This is a genomic window from Chryseobacterium defluvii (assembly GCF_014204415.1).
GTDB classification, from domain to species: domain Bacteria; phylum Bacteroidota; class Bacteroidia; order Flavobacteriales; family Weeksellaceae; genus Chryseobacterium; species Chryseobacterium defluvii_A.
Map to the genome: position 1 here is coordinate 565,053 of NZ_JACHLE010000001.1, position 16,625 is coordinate 581,677.

Sequence of the window (16,625 nt, forward strand, 5' to 3'; positions counted from 1 at the left end):
GGTATTTTTAGCCTTTAAGCTCTGTATTCTTTGATTTTTTCCCGGATCTCATCAATGATCTTTTCATCATCAATAGTTGACGGGATCTGGAAGTCTTTTCCGTCCAGTAATGTTCTGATCAATTTTCTTAAGATCTTCCCGGAGCGTGTCTTTGGCAGGCGTTTAACAGTCATTACATTTTTCAGGCATGCGACGGCTCCTATTTTTTCACGAACGGCCTGTACGATTTCTTTTTCCACCTTATCTTCTGAAATGCCTGAACCGTTTTTTAAGACAACGGCCGCAAACGGGATCTGACCTTTTAATTCATCATCAATTCCCACTACGGCACATTCGGCAACTTCAGGATGGGAGGAAACGATTTCTTCCATTTCCGAGGTAGAAAGCCTGTGTCCGGCAACATTGATCACATCATCCACTCTCCCCGTGATGAAAATATAGCCGTCTTCATCTTTGATGGCGCCATCTCCGGAGAAATAATATCCTTTATATTGTGACAGATAGCTGTTCTGAAAACGTTCCTGATCTTTCCATATTCCCAGAAGGGCACCCGGCGGAAGCGGAAGCCTGATGACAAGGTAGCCTTCATGATGCGGGGCCAGTTCGTATCCGTTTTCATCAAAGATTTTAATATCATATCCCGGAACAGGTTTTCCGGCAGAAGCCCGTTTAATGGTATAGGTATTATCAAAAGTGAGCAATCCGAGCATGGGCCAGCCGGATTCTGTCTGCCACCAATGATCTATCGCGGGGACTCCTATGTGCTCGGCAAACCAGTCTAGGGTAGCTACATCACAGCGTTCCCCGGCCAGAAACTGTTTCCTGAAATGGGAAAGGTCATATTTTTTGACCAACTCTCCATTGGGATCTTCTTTTTTAATAGCTCTTATAGCAGTAGGAGCGGTAAACATCACAGAAACTTTATATTCCGAAATGATCCGCCAGAAAGTTCCTGCATCAGGGGTCATGATAGGTTTTCCCTCAAAAATTATGGTTGTATTTCTGTTGATCAGGGGACCGTATACCGTATAGCTGTGGCCAACAGCCCAGCCAAAATCCGAAGCGGCCCAGTACGTTTCTCCCGGCTCAATGCCATAGATGTATTTCATGGAAAATTTCAGAGCTGTGGCATAACCTCCTGTATCACGGGCAATTCCTTTTGGCTTCCCTGTAGTTCCGGAAGTGTAAAGCAAATAAAGTGGGTGTGTGGATTCTACGGAAACGCAGTCAGCAGGTTCTGATTTTTCAGTTAATTCTTCATAATCTATCAGATCCTCAAACATCTCGTGCTGGTTATCTACCAGTTTGCGGTTGTAAACAATAATATGATCCACTTTGTCCTGAGCCAGTTCAATGGCTTTTTCAACTAATGGAAGGTAGGGGATTCTTTTGGCAATTTCCATCCCTGCAGTTGCGGTGATGAGAGCTTTTGGTTTGCAGTCATCAATTCTCACTACAAGCTCATGCGGTGCAAAACCTCCGAAAACCACATTGTGGATCACCCCGATCCTTGCGCAGGCCAGCATGGCAAACAACGTCTGAGGGATCATAGGCATATAAATAATGGCTGTATCACCTTTTGTTAAGCCTAGGGAAGTAAGTCCGCCGGCGAATTTTGAAATTTCTTCTTTGGCCTGATTGAAGGTATAGGTTTTCTTCTTGCCGGTAACAGGGGAATCATAAATAATGGCAACCTGTTCTCCAAAACTGTCTTCAATATGCTTGTCTATACATAAATAGCACATATTAAGCTTCCCGTCTGCAAACCATTGGGTATAACGGGCCTCATCCTGCGAAAGGATTTGTATCGGAAACTCAAACCATTGGATCTCCCGGGCCTGTTCTTTCCAGAAACTTTCTTTGTCTTCTATACTTTTTTTAAATAGATCATCTGCATTCATATCAATAAAGTGTTTTTATGCTCATTATGTTGATCAAATATTGTTTTGTGAACAGAAATTTATCTGTTTTAATAGTCTTTATTTCTAAACCATTAAGATTGGATTAAGCTTTTAAGAATATTAAGCATTACTTAAAGTTGAGATTCTTCATTCCGCTTTCGCTTCATTCAGAATGACAAAATGGGTTTAAGTCCATTGTCTTTATTCTTTTCTCCTTACCTACTCAAACATTTCCTCAATCTGCTGGATCAGTTTTTTGATGGAATAAGGTTTTGTTACATAGGCATCTGCTCCCATTTCAAGACCTCTTTCAATATCTTTAGGATTGTTTTTGGCACTCAGAAAAATAACTTTGGTATCCTTTAATTTTTCATCCTGCTTAATGATCTCTAAAGTGCTGTATCCGTCAAGGTTGGGCATCATGATATCGAGGAGGATCACATCCGGAATCATTGTTTTCAGGAAGTCCAGCACTTCGGTACCATCCCTTGCAATGTAGACGTCATAACCGTTTTTCTTAAAGCTGTATTCCAGCGACATTAATATTTTATGCTCATCATCCGCAATGATTATCTTTTTCATAAATTTTGGTTTTATTCAACATCATTTTTAGTCTCTTTTGTTGTTTTCTGAGGAAGGCTGATCGTGAAAGTCACTCCCAATCCGCTGTTTTCAGCTTTTATTGCACCGTGGTGGGCTTCTGTGATCTTTTTTGAGATGGCTAAACCAAGACCGCTTCCCGTAGGTTTTAAAATATTCTGATTTCTGGACTGGTAGAATTTATCAAAGATCATTTCCAAATCTTCTTCAGGGATGTGTTTGCCCGTATTGAAAAGGGTGATGATCAGGTAGTCTTCTTTCTGAAAGAGTTTAGTCTGTATTGTTCCCTGCTCATCCGTAAACTTTAAAGCATTTCCCAGAATATTCTGGAAGAGCTGGATCATCCTTGCCTCATCATATTCAAATATATATTGATTTAAAAGATTGACCTCGCTTAAGTGAATATTTTTCTGCTGCATGAGGTGAAGCAGCGGATTGACTGCTTTTTTATAGGTTTCAATGATGTTGTTCTGCTGAATGTGCAGGGCAATTTCGCCATGCTCTAATTTATCCAGATAAAGGATGTCATTGATGATCTCGCTTAACCTGTCAGATTCCGTAATGATATTGTTTAAAAACTCTTTTTTGATGTCTAAAGGAATATCGTCATCATCCGCCAAAATCTCCCCTGCGGAACGAATGGCTGTAATAGGGGTTCTCAGTTCATGGGCAACGGAATCCAGAAAATCGTCTTTTTGACGGTCTTTGATAATCAGGCTTTCATTGGCTGTCCTTAGTTCATCGGAAAGCTGTTTCAGTTCTTCCGACTGCTCCGTAAGTTTTTTATTGAGGGTGATGTTTTCTTTGGATTCTTCTAAAATATTCAGGACTTCCTTTAGAGATATTTTATCTTCTTTGGTAACGCCTTCGATCAGGATCTTTGCGGAAGCAGTTCCTATTCTTCCTGCCAAAAGGTTTTCGGAGAATTTGATGAATCTTGAATCGGCGGTTTCCATTTGAGAATCGATATTATATTTCAGATTGAAGATCCGTAAAGCCTGCTCTGTTTTATTCTTGCCTAAAAAGCGTTCCAGAATATTTTTAATATCCGAAACATAGGCAGTGCCGCGCCAGATAAAAGCATTTTCATGATTCAGGATGTATTTGTCGATATCTACATACAGCTCTGCAAAATTCCTCTCGCGGTAATTTCCTTTTGTACTTACTGAAATGATGGTAAATAAGCCTGTATTGATAAGCAGAGACCAAAAGAATACTTGTGGTATCCTGTTTAAATAGGGAATGCTGAAAAAATCAAAAACATCATACATATCCCTCAGGATCCCTTTGATTTCCTGATTATAGGAGAAATAGTACTGGGGAATGATCAGCCCGAAATAGCAGATGGCCAATCCGGCAATAAGCCCGGCAACAGCCCCTTTATAACTTCCTCTTCTCCAGAATAACGCCCCGAAAAATGCAGGTGCCAGCTGGGAAATGATGACAAATGAAATGAGTCCCACCGAATCCAAGGAGGTTTTCAGAATGAAGTACTTATAAAAGACAAAAGCCATGATGATCAGGGCAAAAATGCTTATTTTCCTGATATTCGTAATATTGCGGGTATTTTGAACCTCGTTTTCAGATTTGAATTTCCCCAGCAATCCGTAAGGAATGATGAGGTTATTGGAAAGCATGATGGATAAAGTGATCGCTGAAATAATGATCATTGAAATGCATGAGCTCAATCCGCCTAAGAAAACCAGAACGGTGATCAGGGTATTATCAAAATGCTGTGGGATCAGGATAGAATAGAACTCAGGATTTACATTCTGCCCGTCGAAGATCAGTCTTCCGCCCCATGCGATCGGAAAAATAAAAATGGTAAAGATCAGGAGATACATTGGGAAAAACCAGATCGCTGTTTTGATGTGTTTTTCCTGCCTGTTTTCAATAATAGCGGTGTGAAACTGCCTCGGAAGGATACAGATTGCTGTGGCGGAGATCATACAAAGGATCATCCAGTTGAGAGCGCCTTCGATCCCGTTGAATGTGTTTTTTTCCTTGAAATCCTCAAATTTGCTGGCCTTTTCATAAATATCGGAAAATCCGTCAAAAGCAAAATAAATGACAAATAACCCTAAAATAATGATAAAGAAAAGTTTTAAGAAACTTTCCAGTGCAATGGCGGAAATAATCCCGAGACGCTTCTCTGAGGCATCTACATACCTTGTTCCGTAATACGAGGAAAACAGAGCGATGAGAACGACAACAAAAGTAGCATTATCCGTAAGAATATTTTTCGACATTGATGTTTCCGTCACCAAATGAAAGGTTTCGGAAATAGCTTTGATCTGCAGCCCGATATAAGGAACAATGGCAAGGAGACATACTACCGTAATGATCGCACTGAAACTCCTGCTGTTTCCATATCGTAAGGAAATAAAATCAGCAAGGCTGCTGATCTTGTTGACCCGTGAAATTCTTACGATCCGGGTATTGATATAGATCCATGCAGGGATGATCATTACCGGCCCGATATAGATCGGGAGATAATTCAGCCCGCTTGTGGCAGCGACACCAATGCTTCCATAGTAGGTCCAGGCCGTACAATATACTGCCAGAGATAATGCGTAGATATAAGGATTATTGATCCAGCGTTTACCTTTTTTCTTCTCTGCCAAATGAGCAACCAAGAACAAAAGCGCCAGATAGATCAATACAACAATAAATAACGCAATACTACTCATCATATTTTTTTACGATTACAAAAGAGACAATGATAGAAACCATCCATACTGCGAAGAGATAAATCAGGATCAAAGGATAGCCAAAAACCTCCCTTTCGCTGTTAAAAAGCAGGGAAATAGGAATACTGAAAGCAATCATCAGTGCGATGCTCAGGATCACCAGTTTTTGTTCGTGTCTCTTTTTCATAAATGATAGATTATAAAAAGATAATTGATGAACAGATGATGTGATTATCAGTTATTCATCAATTATCATTCATCTTTTATGGTTTAAACTTTATCGTCAGAATACTCTCCAGTTAAAGAATAGTAGCCGAAAACAGCCATTCCGCCGGAGATGATCGGCATCAGTACAAACAGGATGATGATCCCGAATACAAGGTCTTCCTGCTTTCCGGAAGAGATCTTTGGAATTCCCAGTACGGTTATCCCAAAATATCCCACCACCAATGCAATCAAAATCCAGAGAATGCCTAATATTTTTTTTAGTCCGTTCATTTTAGTAGTTTTAAAATTAATAAAAAATTAAGTGACAGGTGTGTTTAATCGTGAATATTATTGTTCTTATTCTTAAGATATACCAATCCGATGATGAGACATATTCCCGCAACTCCTATCGGGTACCAGAGCCCTTCAAGATACCATGTGGCATGTCCGGCGTCTTTTGCTGTAGTTACCAGATAAGTGGCAACAGCCGGGAGAAGCCCGCCAAACACTCCGTTCCCGATATGATAAGGTAAAGACATCGATGTATAACGGATCCTTACCGGGAACATTTCAACAAGGAAGGCTGCAATAGGGCCGTAGACCATAGTTACGAAGATCACCTGAATGAACACTAAAAAGATCAGATACCACTTTGTATTATCACTTAGCTTAACGCTTTGAGATATTTTTGCCTCTTCGGGTTTGCCATCTTTTATAACCGGGCCTTTGGCAGACCAGTGTACTGTACTGTCCTTTTTGACCAGAGTGCCGTCTGTGAACAGGGTCTCTTTGTGAAAGGTAACCAAACTGTCTGCTGCAGTTTCAGGATGGATTTTTGCTGTTCTTTTTTCTGTGATTCCATTAGAAGCAACTGTTTTGCTTTCGAGGTTTACACTTTTATACATGCTGTCATAGATCGGCCGGTACGCTAAAATGGCAATCAGCATCCCGGTCATCATGATCGCTTTTCTTCCTATCTTGTCAGAAAGCCATCCGAATACCACGAAAAATGGGGTTCCCAGGAATAGAGCGGTGGCCATCAGTGAGTCTACCTGAGCAGATTCTATATTCATTACCTTTTGAAGAAAGCTCATGGCATAGAATTGTCCCGTGTACCAGATTACTCCCTGTCCCATAGCCGCTCCGAATAATGCCAGCAGAACAAATTTAAAATTATATTTATTTCCAAAGCTCTCTTTCAAAGGGTTCTTAGAAGTTTTCCCTTCACTTTTGGCCTTTGAGAATAAAGGAGATTCCTTCATATTCTTTCGGATGATATAGGAAACCCCTACCATCAATATGGAGATCCAGAAAGGAACCCTCCATCCCCAGCCATCAAATTCCTCTGCCGAAAGAGTGGTTTTGGTCACTAAAATAACGATCAGTGAAATGAAAAGCCCTGCAGTTGCTGTGGTCTGTATCCATGAGGTCCAGTATCCTCTCCGGTGAGGCTGGGCATATTCAGCCACATAAGTGGCAGCGCCGCCGTATTCCCCTCCTAAAGCCAATCCCTGCAATAATCTTAAGATTAAAACTAAGACAGGAGCCAGAAACCCGATGGTTTCATAGCTTGGGATACATCCGATAAGGAATGTTGAAAACCCCATGATCAGCAAGGTAACCAAAAAAGTATATTTTCTTCCTATAAGGTCTCCCAGCCTCCCGAAGAATAAAGCTCCGAAAGGCCTTACTACAAACCCTGCAGCAAAAGTAGCCAGCGTAGATAAAAAGGCTGCAGTGGGATTATCGGAAGGGAAAAATTTTGTAGATAAGACGATGGCTAAGCTTCCGAAAATATAGAAGTCATACCATTCTATCAATGTGCCGAGTGATGAGGCGGTGATAACGCTCCAGATGGTGCGGTTTTTCTGCCTTTCGGTCATATTCTCGTAGTTTTCGTGGTGATGTTCGCTCATATTGCTGGTTTTTTGATGTTAATGAAATGAGTAGAAGGGATAGAGCATCCTGATTTTACAGATAAATTTGGAACTGAACAATAAATTCTCCTTTAGATTTTGGGCTTTCCGTCGGGATAGTATATACCGGCCTTGTGGAATATTGAGTGGTTATTTTGGCATGATGCCCGTCTATGAACCAATTGGCTCCAATATCAAACTGTGAGGAAGACTTATCAAAAGCCTCGAAGTTTTTATGGGTATAGGCTGCAAAAGGCTGGATCCTGATCTTTGGTTTTTCAGCCTGGCTTGGCAGCAGTAAACCGGCCTGTGCATAAATAATATTACCGGTTCCGATAGTTGGTTGCAGGTTTCCCGCACCGGCTATGGCTCTTTCTCCGGTAAAATTAGTGTCATTGGCGGCAATATTCATAATTCCCAGATTCCTTACATAATTAGGCCCGAACTGATAGTTATAATAGCCTGCATAGGCAGAAACAGCCATCTTGTTTTTAGCATTTCCGAGAGGAATATCGGCAAAAGCATCTATTGCAAAAAGTGTGATGTCATGCTTTTCTATGTTGGAATTTACGGAAGTTCTGGTTCCGTCTGCCTGATGATAAAATCCGGCGCCCACATTGAAAACCTTTTTCGTTCCAAGATAAGATCCGACTTTAAAAGGCAGTGTATTGGATTCTTCTTCAAGGAACTGGTATTCCACATATCCGGCTTTTGAAAAGTTCGGATTTCCGTTATTGTCAACTGCTACGGCTTTTGCAGGGTCTGTTACGTTAGCCGGAGCCAAATCAGTGGCAAAAGGCTTATTTAAGCTTAGGCGGTATTCCAGTTTCCCGTATTTACCTTTAGCGAACATTCCCAGCTGTCTTGCAAACTGGTCTGAATTGTCGATCAGTGGCCATGTGAAAATAGGGGAGTCTACCGTAAGGAAATTCAGTGTAGAGGCCATTGTCATACGGGAAAGTCCCATATAATAATGAAGCCCGGCTCCCAAAGATAAGCTGAATTTTCCTGCTTCTCCGGGTAAGATTACTGCATACTCATTCCAGGCATCATGGAAAAACATCTGAGGCTTTTTACCGTTTCCATAGCCACCCGTTCCTGAGGTCCCGGATCCTCCGCCATTGATGAAGGTCTGATTGTTGATCCCGAAATGAGCCAGGATCATATATCTTTTAGAGACCTGTGCATAAGCCAAAGCACGTAACCTTCGGTTTCCGACGTTCCATGAATTGTCCGCAGGTTCTCCGCCTACCATGCTTCCCGGGTTCATTTGTGTATTTCTGAGCCAGAACTGGTCCCATAGGATAAACCTAACATATTTATCACCCTGCTGATTCAGGTTTACCTTCAACCCGCTTCCATAATCAGGAGATCCTTGTGAGTATAAAGAACTGCTGATTAAGGTTAATCCAATAAATGTGAATATTTTCTTCATAAATTATCAATTTTTTGGCGTTAATTTTGTGAAAGCCAAATTGGAATTAATAATTTAATTATAAAAATTTAATATATATATATGGTAAGTATATAGTTGCTAGTTATCAGTTAAAAGTTATGAGTTATAAATTATGAGTTGGGCAATGTGGAGTATACTTATCAAAACCTTTATAAAATTCTACTAACTAACTCATAACTTATAACTCCCAAAGCCTATTTTTTGAACCTTTCCCATTTAATCAGCATATACTTATCTGCGAACTGGGTGATGATGATCCCGGAGTTTTTGATGTTTTCTTCCTGGGCGATATATTCTATAAGCTCATTCTGTTTTAAAATTTTATATACAGGATGGAATTCGGAATGGGGTGGCCTTGTAATATTATACTTCTTGATCCATGAGCTGATCGTTACATGAGAGACCCCTATGATCCTTTCTATCTCACGATAGCTTAAGCCTTCAAGGTAAAGCTGAAGGGCTTTGGTGACATAGTAATCATCTATCTGCTTACCCAGTTTTTTTACAGTGAAATAATAGTTACAGTCCTTGCAGAGGAATCTCTGTTTTTCGTTGATGATTCCGCTTTTTACAATTTTAATACTATTGCATTTGGGACATATATTCTCCATATATATTATTTTAGCAAATATATAATAACTTAGCAAAATAATATTTTTATTAATAGATAAATTTGCTTTTGAAATCAAAGAATTAAACCATACTCATCAGGAAGTATGGAAAATCTTTGTCTGGATAAAATAGAATAGTTCAGTAAACTGAAAAGTAAATTGTTAAATTAGCCCAAATCAATTTTGAATTTAGTGGTTTTTTTAACCTCATGCAGCACAATAGAACTATGATACTGCCCTATATTAGGAATATTTGAAATTACATTTACGGTGAAGTCATTATAAGAATTAATATCTTTTGCGATAATTTTCAGCATATAATCATATTCACCGGAAAGACTGATCACTTCCTGCACTTCATCATACTTGGTAATGTGCTTTTCAAAAGAGGCTAGTACTTTTTGAGACTGTTCTTTCAAACGTACATTACAGTATACCACAATATTCAATCCGAGTTTTTCGCGATTCAGAAGACCTACATATTTCTCAATGACCCCTTGTTTTTCCAAATGCTTGATGCGCTCATAGGTTGGAGTAAAGGTAAGACCAATCCTTTCTGAAATTTCCTTAACAGACAAATTAGAGTCTTCCTGAATGATATTAAGAATCATTAAGTCTTTTGCATCCATAGAATAATTTGAGTTTTTAACAAAAATATTAAGAAAAAATGAAAATATAAGACATTCATAATTTTAAAATTTATTTGAAACTTTGGTTTTGCTATCTGGGTGAAAATTTGTATCTTTGCACCTAATGAATAAAAGAGTATTTATATCATTAAATTTACCAGGCGAGAGCGCCCTTTACGATATTTATTATTAGTAAGCGAAGATTTGGTCTTCGCTTTTTTTTATATAAAAATTGAGATATTATGTTTACGATTGCAGAATTAAGCACTGAGAAAATCAACACTATATTGAAAGAAGCACTCGCTTTTGCCGAAGGTAAAACCGCTAAAATTGAAGGTGAGGTTTTTTGTTCCAACCTTTTCTTTGAAGACAGTACAAGAACCAAAACAAGTTTTGATATCGCCGAAAGAAAATTAGGATTACAGGTAGTTCCTTTCGATGCATCCCATAGTTCTGTAAACAAAGGAGAAAGCTTATATGATACCGTAAAAACTATAGAGAGTTTAGGAGTGAACTTAGTTGTTATAAGAGATAAAAAAGACCGTTATTATGAAGATCTGAAGAATATACATATTCCGGTTATCAATGGTGGGGACGGAACAGGAAATCACCCTTCGCAGTGTATGCTGGATTTGATGACGATCTATCAGGAATTTGGAAAATTTGAAGGGCTGAAGATAGGGATTATAGGCGATGTAAAGCACAGCCGTGTTGCCAATTCAAATGCAGAAGCATTAAGGCGGTTGGGAGCCAGAGTCTATTTCTCGGGACCGGAGCAGTGGTTTGATGAAGGAGCCCTGATCAACGGAACTTACTTAGCCGTTGACGAATTAATTGCAGAAGTGGATGTATTAATGCTATTAAGGATCCAGCACGAAAGACATGATTCCAAAATGAACTTCTCAGCTTCGGAATACCACAGGAAATATGGTTTGACCAAAGAGAGAGAGAGAGCAATGAAAAAAGATGCCGTGATCATGCATCCGGCACCCATCAACAGAGGAGTTGAGATAGATACAGACCTGGTGGAATGTGAACGTTCAAGGATCTTTAAACAAATGCAGAACGGAGTGTTTGCCAGAATGGCTATCATTAAAAACGCCCTGGAAGAAAAAGGATTTACATTTAAATAACAAAGAAAATTCCCCTCCAATGGAGGGGTGGCAAAAATAGAATATTTTTGACGGGGTGGTTAAAAAAATAAAAATCTAATATTTAATTATAAAAATGAAGAAAAAATTAATACTGGAGTCCGGTGAAGTATTTCATGGAGAAGGTTTCGGGACAGAATTGGAAACGGCGGGAGAAGTGGTTTTCAATACCGGAATGACCGGATATCAGGAGTTGATTTCCGACCCGTCTTATTGTGGTCAGATTGTTTGTATGACTTACCCGCTTATCGGGAATTATGGGATCAATCGGGATGATTATGAGAGCATTGAACCGGCGATCAAAGGTCTTATTGTAAAAGAGCTTTGCGATTTCCCCTCAAACTTCCGTACACAGATTACCTTAGATGAGCTGTTCAAAAAGAAAAACCTTTCAGGAATTTCAGGAATTGATACAAGGAAACTGACGAGGATTCTTCGTAATCATGGAGTAGTGAAAGGAAAAATTGTAAACGAAGATGCAGATGAAAATGCAATAATTGCAGAACTGAAATCCACCGATTTTCCAACCAATCAGGTAGAAACCGTTTCTACAAAAACTTCCTATGCAAACCCCGGGAGAGGATTTAAAGTGGTACTTGTAGATTTTGGTTCCAAATTGGGAATTATCAGGGAATTATCTCAGAGAAACTGTGACATTATAGTTGTTTCACAGAATACCACGGCAGAAGAGATCTTGCTCATGAATCCGGATGGGATCATGCTTTCAAATGGTCCCGGCGACCCGGAAGACAACCCGCATGCATTGGAAATGATCCGTGGTCTATTAGGCAAAGTTCCGATTTTCGGGATCTGTTTAGGACACCAGTTGATCGGTTTGGCTTGTGGAGCTAAAACATTTAAATTAAAATTCGGGCACAGGGGAGGAAACCATCCTGTATTGGATTTAGAGAAAAATAGAGTAGCCATTACTTCTCAAAATCACGGCTATGCAGTAGATCAGGAAAGCCTTAAAGGAACAGATTTGATTGAAACCCATATTGCATTGAATGACAGGACAAATGAAGGACTAAGGCATAAGGTGCATCCGTGCTTCTCCGTACAATATCACCCTGAAGCGAGTCCGGGTCCTGAGGATGCAAACTACCTGTTTGATGATTTTATCCACTTAATGGAAGACTTTAAAAAATAATTTAGATTTCAGATATTAGACATCAGATAAAAGACAATAGTATGCATAATTTTGAGAAATTGATTTTCTGGAAAAAATCCATAGAGCTTGCAAAAGATATGTACATTCTTTGTGCAGAATTGCCGAAAGATGAAAAATTTGGTTTGATTTCTCAGATAAAAAGATCAGTGATTTCAATTCCCTCTAATATTGCAGAAGGAGCAGGAAGAAATAATGATGGAGAATTCTATCATTTTCTTGGAATTGCCAATGCTTCGTCTTTTGAGTTGCAGACACAACTCATATTGATAAAAGAATTGGGTTTAGTTAATATAGAAAAAATTGATACTCTAATATCAGCACTGAATGAAATACAACGGATGATTTATACATTCAAAAACAATTTGAAATTAAAACAGAATATTGAAAAGTCTGATATCTGATATCTTGAATCTAAAATCTGAATAAAATGGAAACTTCTTTACAGCTAGCCAATCGTTTTCGTGAAATTTTTTTGAATGGAGAATGGGTTGTATGTACGAACTTTAAAGCCCAGCTTTCAGAAATCCGCAGGGAAATTTTAATAAAGAAAGTTGAAGACTTGAATACAATCGAAGCCATAGCTTTTCATATCCATTACTATATACACGGAGTTCTGAATGTGTTCGAAGGCGGAACCCTGAATATCAGTGATAAATACAGCTTTGATTTTCCTCCGACGAAATCAGAAGAAGAGTGGAAGAGTTTCCTGACAAAATTCGTCAATGACTGCGAAAAGTTTGCAAATATTATTGAAAAAATGTCAGATGAAGAGCTGGATGGAGATTTTTCTGAGAATAAATACGGAAGTAAAAGAAAAAATATAAATGCCCTGATCGAACATGGATACTACCACTTGGGGCAGATCATTTTAATTAAAAACCTGGTAAATAAAAAATAGTTAGAAGAATAAACTAAAATCTGATATCTAACTTCTAACCTCTAATAAAAAGAAAATGGCAAAACGTACAGATATAAAAACAATTTTAGTGATCGGAAGCGGTCCTATCATCATCGGGCAGGCAGCAGAATTCGATTACGCAGGAACACAGGCCTGCTTATCCTTAAAAGAAGAGGGATACAGGGTTATTCTGATCAACTCCAATCCTGCAACCATCATGACGGATGTTGAGATTGCAGATAAAGTATATATAGAACCTATTTCCCTTCAGTTTGTAAGTCATATCATCAGAAAAGAACGTCCGGATGCACTTTTACCTACCCTTGGAGGCCAGACAGGTCTGAATATGGCTGTAGAATTGGAAAAATCGGGAATCCTGGATGAATGTAAAGTGGAAGTACTGGGAACAAAGCTTTCAGCGATCAACAGGGCGGAAGACAGAGATCTTTTCCGTGAACTGATGCGCGAACTGAACGAGCCGGTTCCGGAGTCCGATATTGTAAACACTGTAGCAGGAGCCCTTGCTTTTGCAGATAGGATCGGTTATCCTGTAATTGTACGTCCTGCCTTTACGATGGGTGGCACGGGAGGTGGTATTGCTTCTAACGAAACAGAATTAAAAGAGATCGCCGAATTGGGACTGAAACACAGTCCGGTTACCCAATGCCTGATTGAAAAGTCAATTGCCGGTTTCAAAGAAATAGAATACGAAGTAATGCGTGATGCCAACGACAACGCGATTGTGGTTTGTAACATGGAGAATATAGACCCTGTGGGAGTTCATACCGGTGACTCTATCGTAGTTGCGCCTTCCCAGACGCTTTCAGACAGAGAATACCAATTATTGAGAAATGCTTCCCTAAAAATTATCAGAGCATTGGGAATCGAAGGAGGCTGTAACGTGCAGCTGGCTTTAGACCCACACTCATTCAATTACTATGTGATCGAGGTAAACCCTAGGGTTTCCCGTTCATCAGCACTGGCCAGTAAGGCAACCGGATATCCGATCGCGAAAATTGCTGCTAAAATTGCCGTAGGACTAACGTTGGATGAGATCATGAATCCGGTGACAGGTAAAACCTATGCCTGCTTTGAGCCCGCGTTAGATTATGTAGTAACTAAATTTCCGAGATTCCCGTTTGATAAATTCGAAACAGCAGACAGAAGGCTTTCCACCCAAATGAAAGCAACGGGAGAAGTAATGGCGATCGGAAGAAGCTTCGAGGAATCTTTACAGAAAGCGATCAGGTCTTTAGAGACCGGGATCAGGCATTTGGGATTAAAAACCAAACAGGCCTTAGCACTCACAGATGAAGAAATAGAAAGAAGGATCAGGATTTGCGATGATGAAAGACTATTCATCATAGGCGATGCTTTAAGAAGAGGATATGATTGGGAACAAATCGTAGAATGGAGTACAATTGATAAATTCTTTATCTGGAAGCTGAAGAAATTAATTGATTTCGAAAAAACTATTACTGAAAATAAATTCGATAAAGGAACTTTGATCCAGGCTAAAAAATTAGGATTTGGAGATATCAATATTGCAGTTCTGTGGGAAGTAACTGAGCGGGAAGTTTTCAATTTCAGAAAAGAAAACGGAATAATGCCGGTTTATAAAATGGTAGACACTTGTGCGGCAGAATTTGAAAGTGAAACTCCATATTTTTACGGAACCTATGAAGAAGAAAATGAAAGCATGGTTTCAGACAAGGAAAAGATCATCGTTTTAGGCTCCGGGCCCATCAGGATCGGGCAGGGAGTTGAATTCGACTATGCCACGGTTCATTCGGTTTGGGCGATCAAAGAAATGGGTTATGAAGCAATCATTATCAACAATAACCCCGAAACTGTTTCCACAGACTTCTCGATCTCTGATAAATTATACTTCGAACCATTGACGGAGGAAGATGTAATGAACATTATCGAGCTTGAAAAGCCGAAAGGAGTAGTTGTTCAGTTCGGAGGACAGACGGCTATCAACTTAGCAGATAAATTAGCATCCCATGGTGTTCAGATCTTAGGGACTTCACTGGAAGACCTGGACAGGGCTGAGAACAGGGATAAATTTGAAAAAGCCCTTCAGGAACTTGGAATTCCTCAACCGAAAGGAAAAACATCCACCTCCAAAGAGGAAGCGATAAAAATTGCCAATGAGATCGGGTATCCGGTTTTGGTACGTCCGAGCTACGTTTTAGGAGGAAGAGCCATGGAAATTGTCTACACGGAAACAGAACTGGCCCACTACATGGAAAATGCAGTGGAAGCAAGCCCGGAACATCCTGTACTGGTGGATAAATATATGGTGGGAAAAGAAGTGGAGATCGACGCCATCTGTGACGGGGAAACAGTAGTGATTCCGGGAATTATGGAGCACATCGAAAGAGCAGGGGTTCACTCCGGAGACTCTATTGCCGTATATCCGCCACAGAATATCTCACAAAAAGAGATCGAAACATTAGTTGAATATACCAAAAGACTGGCACAAGGCCTGAAAGTGATCGGGTTGATGAATATCCAATACGTCCTTTTTGAAGGCAATGTGTATGTGATCGAAGTCAATCCGCGTTCATCGAGAACCGTACCTTTCTTATCCAAAATTACAAATGTCCCGATGGCCAATCTGGCAACAAAAGCCATTCTGGGACAAAAACTGAAAGATCTGGGCTATGAGAACGGATTGGTACCTAATAAAGAAGGTGTATTTGTAAAAGTTCCAGTATTCTCATTCTCAAAACTTACGAAGGTTGATATCTCTCTGGGGCCTGAAATGAAATCTACAGGTGAGGTAATGGGGAAAGATACCACTCTGGAAAAAGCATTATATAAAGGGCTGATAGCAGCAGGAAGAAAAGTTCCGATGCACGGTTCTATTTTGTTTACGGTTGCCGATAAACATAAGCAGGAAGCGGCTGATCTGGCATCAAGATTTCATGAAGTAGGCTTCAGGATCTGGGCAACGGAAGGAACAGCCAAATTCTTTGAAAGTAAAGGAATTCCCTGTAAAATAGGATATAAGATCGGAGAGGAGGATGTAAACCTGATCGATCTTATCCAGAAAGGAAAAGTTCAGTATGTAGTTAATACGACTACAAAAGGAAAGCAGGCGGAAAGAGACGGTTTCCAGATTAGAAGGATGAGTGTGGAGAACGGAGTTCCTTGTTTAACGTCAATGGATACGGTGGAAGCGATCCTGAAAGTGATTGAAAGCATGAGCTTTAAAATGGAAACGATGTAAATTACATAATGTATATGATTTAAACCCTCGTAAGACAGCTTGCGGGGTTTTTTATTTATACTGCTTTTTAGTTTGTGTAAAATTGTATAAATTAGAATGAACTTTTGTACACTGTTGTAAAAATGTCTTATGATTAGATATGTTGTCATTTTGATTT

General features: G+C 39.6%; 14 protein-coding genes. 5 read left to right on the plus strand and 9 right to left on the minus strand.

Going from position 1 to position 16,625, the window contains the following annotated elements:
- Positions 1–14 precede the first annotated feature (14 nt).
- The 9 genes from HNP38_RS02470 to HNP38_RS02510 form a co-directional block, all read right to left on the minus strand.
- Positions 15–1,901 (minus strand): acetate--CoA ligase, encoded by a 1,887-nt coding sequence (locus HNP38_RS02470; RefSeq protein WP_184183914.1) that lies wholly within the window; start codon positions 1,899–1,901, stop codon positions 15–17.
- Between the two features lie 219 nt (positions 1,902–2,120).
- A complete protein-coding gene (locus HNP38_RS02475; RefSeq protein ID WP_184183917.1) occupies positions 2,121–2,483 on the minus strand; it encodes a response regulator transcription factor in 363 nt (120 codons plus the stop codon).
- 11 nt (positions 2,484–2,494) lie between these two features.
- Positions 2,495–5,191, minus strand: a complete 2,697-nt coding sequence (locus tag HNP38_RS02480) for an ATP-binding protein (protein WP_184187518.1) — start codon at positions 5,189–5,191, stop codon at positions 2,495–2,497.
- Positions 5,184–5,378 (minus strand): hypothetical protein, encoded by a 195-nt coding sequence (locus HNP38_RS02485; RefSeq protein ID WP_184183920.1) that lies wholly within the window; start codon positions 5,376–5,378, stop codon positions 5,184–5,186. Before HNP38_RS02485 ends, HNP38_RS02480 begins: the two co-directional genes overlap by 8 nt.
- A gap of 83 nt (positions 5,379–5,461) precedes the next feature.
- A complete protein-coding gene (locus HNP38_RS02490) occupies positions 5,462–5,689 on the minus strand; it encodes a DUF6814 family protein (protein ID WP_184183923.1) in 228 nt (75 codons plus the stop codon).
- Between the two features lie 44 nt (positions 5,690–5,733).
- Positions 5,734–7,314, minus strand: a complete 1,581-nt coding sequence (locus HNP38_RS02495) for an MFS transporter (RefSeq protein ID WP_184183925.1) — start codon at positions 7,312–7,314, stop codon at positions 5,734–5,736.
- 55 nt (positions 7,315–7,369) lie between these two features.
- Positions 7,370–8,749, minus strand: coding sequence for a porin (locus HNP38_RS02500; protein WP_184183928.1), 1,380 nt, complete (start codon positions 8,747–8,749; stop codon positions 7,370–7,372).
- A gap of 215 nt (positions 8,750–8,964) precedes the next feature.
- Positions 8,965–9,381 (minus strand): helix-turn-helix domain-containing protein, encoded by a 417-nt coding sequence (locus HNP38_RS02505; RefSeq protein ID WP_184183931.1) that lies wholly within the window; start codon positions 9,379–9,381, stop codon positions 8,965–8,967.
- Positions 9,382–9,548: 167 nt separating this feature from the next.
- On the minus strand, positions 9,549–10,010 hold the full coding sequence (locus tag HNP38_RS02510) for an Lrp/AsnC family transcriptional regulator (RefSeq protein WP_184183934.1): 462 nt from the start codon (positions 10,008–10,010) through the stop codon (positions 9,549–9,551).
- Positions 10,011–10,252: 242 nt separating this feature from the next.
- Here HNP38_RS02510 and HNP38_RS02515 point away from each other — a divergent pair, with 242 nt between their 5' ends.
- The 5 genes from HNP38_RS02515 (at position 10,253) to carB (ending at position 16,468) form a co-directional block, all read left to right on the plus strand.
- Positions 10,253–11,143: an aspartate carbamoyltransferase catalytic subunit gene (locus HNP38_RS02515; protein ID WP_184183937.1), complete on the plus strand. Its 891-nt coding sequence runs from the start codon at positions 10,253–10,255 to the stop codon at positions 11,141–11,143.
- Between the two features lie 94 nt (positions 11,144–11,237).
- Positions 11,238–12,311: a carbamoyl phosphate synthase small subunit gene (locus HNP38_RS02520; protein ID WP_184183940.1), complete on the plus strand. Its 1,074-nt coding sequence runs from the start codon at positions 11,238–11,240 to the stop codon at positions 12,309–12,311.
- A gap of 41 nt (positions 12,312–12,352) precedes the next feature.
- Positions 12,353–12,733, plus strand: a complete 381-nt coding sequence (locus HNP38_RS02525) for a four helix bundle protein (protein WP_184183943.1) — start codon at positions 12,353–12,355, stop codon at positions 12,731–12,733.
- Between the two features lie 26 nt (positions 12,734–12,759).
- Positions 12,760–13,230: a DinB family protein gene (locus HNP38_RS02530; RefSeq protein ID WP_184183946.1), complete on the plus strand. Its 471-nt coding sequence runs from the start codon at positions 12,760–12,762 to the stop codon at positions 13,228–13,230.
- Between the two features lie 55 nt (positions 13,231–13,285).
- Positions 13,286–16,468, plus strand: coding sequence for a carbamoyl-phosphate synthase large subunit (gene carB, locus HNP38_RS02535; RefSeq protein WP_184183949.1), 3,183 nt, complete (start codon positions 13,286–13,288; stop codon positions 16,466–16,468).
- Positions 16,469–16,625: the final 157 nt, after the last annotated feature.

What these genes read in the sequence shown, in the direction of transcription:
- HNP38_RS02470 (WP_184183914.1), bottom strand. Translation starts at nt 1,901, where the DNA reads ATGAATGCAGATGATCTATTTAAAAAAAGTATAGAAGACAAAGAAAGT.
- HNP38_RS02475 (WP_184183917.1), bottom strand. Translation starts at nt 2,483, where the DNA reads ATGAAAAAGATAATCATTGCGGATGATGAGCATAAAATATTAATGTCG.
- HNP38_RS02480 (WP_184187518.1), bottom strand. Translation starts at nt 5,191, where the DNA reads ATGAGTAGTATTGCGTTATTTATTGTTGTATTGATCTATCTGGCGCTT.
- HNP38_RS02485 (WP_184183920.1), bottom strand. Translation starts at nt 5,378, where the DNA reads ATGAAAAAGAGACACGAACAAAAACTGGTGATCCTGAGCATCGCACTG.
- HNP38_RS02490 (WP_184183923.1), bottom strand. Translation starts at nt 5,689, where the DNA reads ATGAACGGACTAAAAAAAATATTAGGCATTCTCTGGATTTTGATTGCA.
- HNP38_RS02495 (WP_184183925.1), bottom strand. Translation starts at nt 7,314, where the DNA reads ATGAGCGAACATCACCACGAAAACTACGAGAATATGACCGAAAGGCAG.
- HNP38_RS02500 (WP_184183928.1), bottom strand. Translation starts at nt 8,749, where the DNA reads ATGAAGAAAATATTCACATTTATTGGATTAACCTTAATCAGCAGTTCT.
- HNP38_RS02505 (WP_184183931.1), bottom strand. Translation starts at nt 9,381, where the DNA reads ATGGAGAATATATGTCCCAAATGCAATAGTATTAAAATTGTAAAAAGC.
- HNP38_RS02510 (WP_184183934.1), bottom strand. Translation starts at nt 10,010, where the DNA reads ATGGATGCAAAAGACTTAATGATTCTTAATATCATTCAGGAAGACTCT.
- HNP38_RS02515 (WP_184183937.1), top strand. Translation starts at nt 10,253, where the DNA reads ATGTTTACGATTGCAGAATTAAGCACTGAGAAAATCAACACTATATTG.
- HNP38_RS02520 (WP_184183940.1), top strand. Translation starts at nt 11,238, where the DNA reads ATGAAGAAAAAATTAATACTGGAGTCCGGTGAAGTATTTCATGGAGAA.
- HNP38_RS02525 (WP_184183943.1), top strand. Translation starts at nt 12,353, where the DNA reads ATGCATAATTTTGAGAAATTGATTTTCTGGAAAAAATCCATAGAGCTT.
- HNP38_RS02530 (WP_184183946.1), top strand. Translation starts at nt 12,760, where the DNA reads ATGGAAACTTCTTTACAGCTAGCCAATCGTTTTCGTGAAATTTTTTTG.
- carB (WP_184183949.1), top strand. Translation starts at nt 13,286, where the DNA reads ATGGCAAAACGTACAGATATAAAAACAATTTTAGTGATCGGAAGCGGT.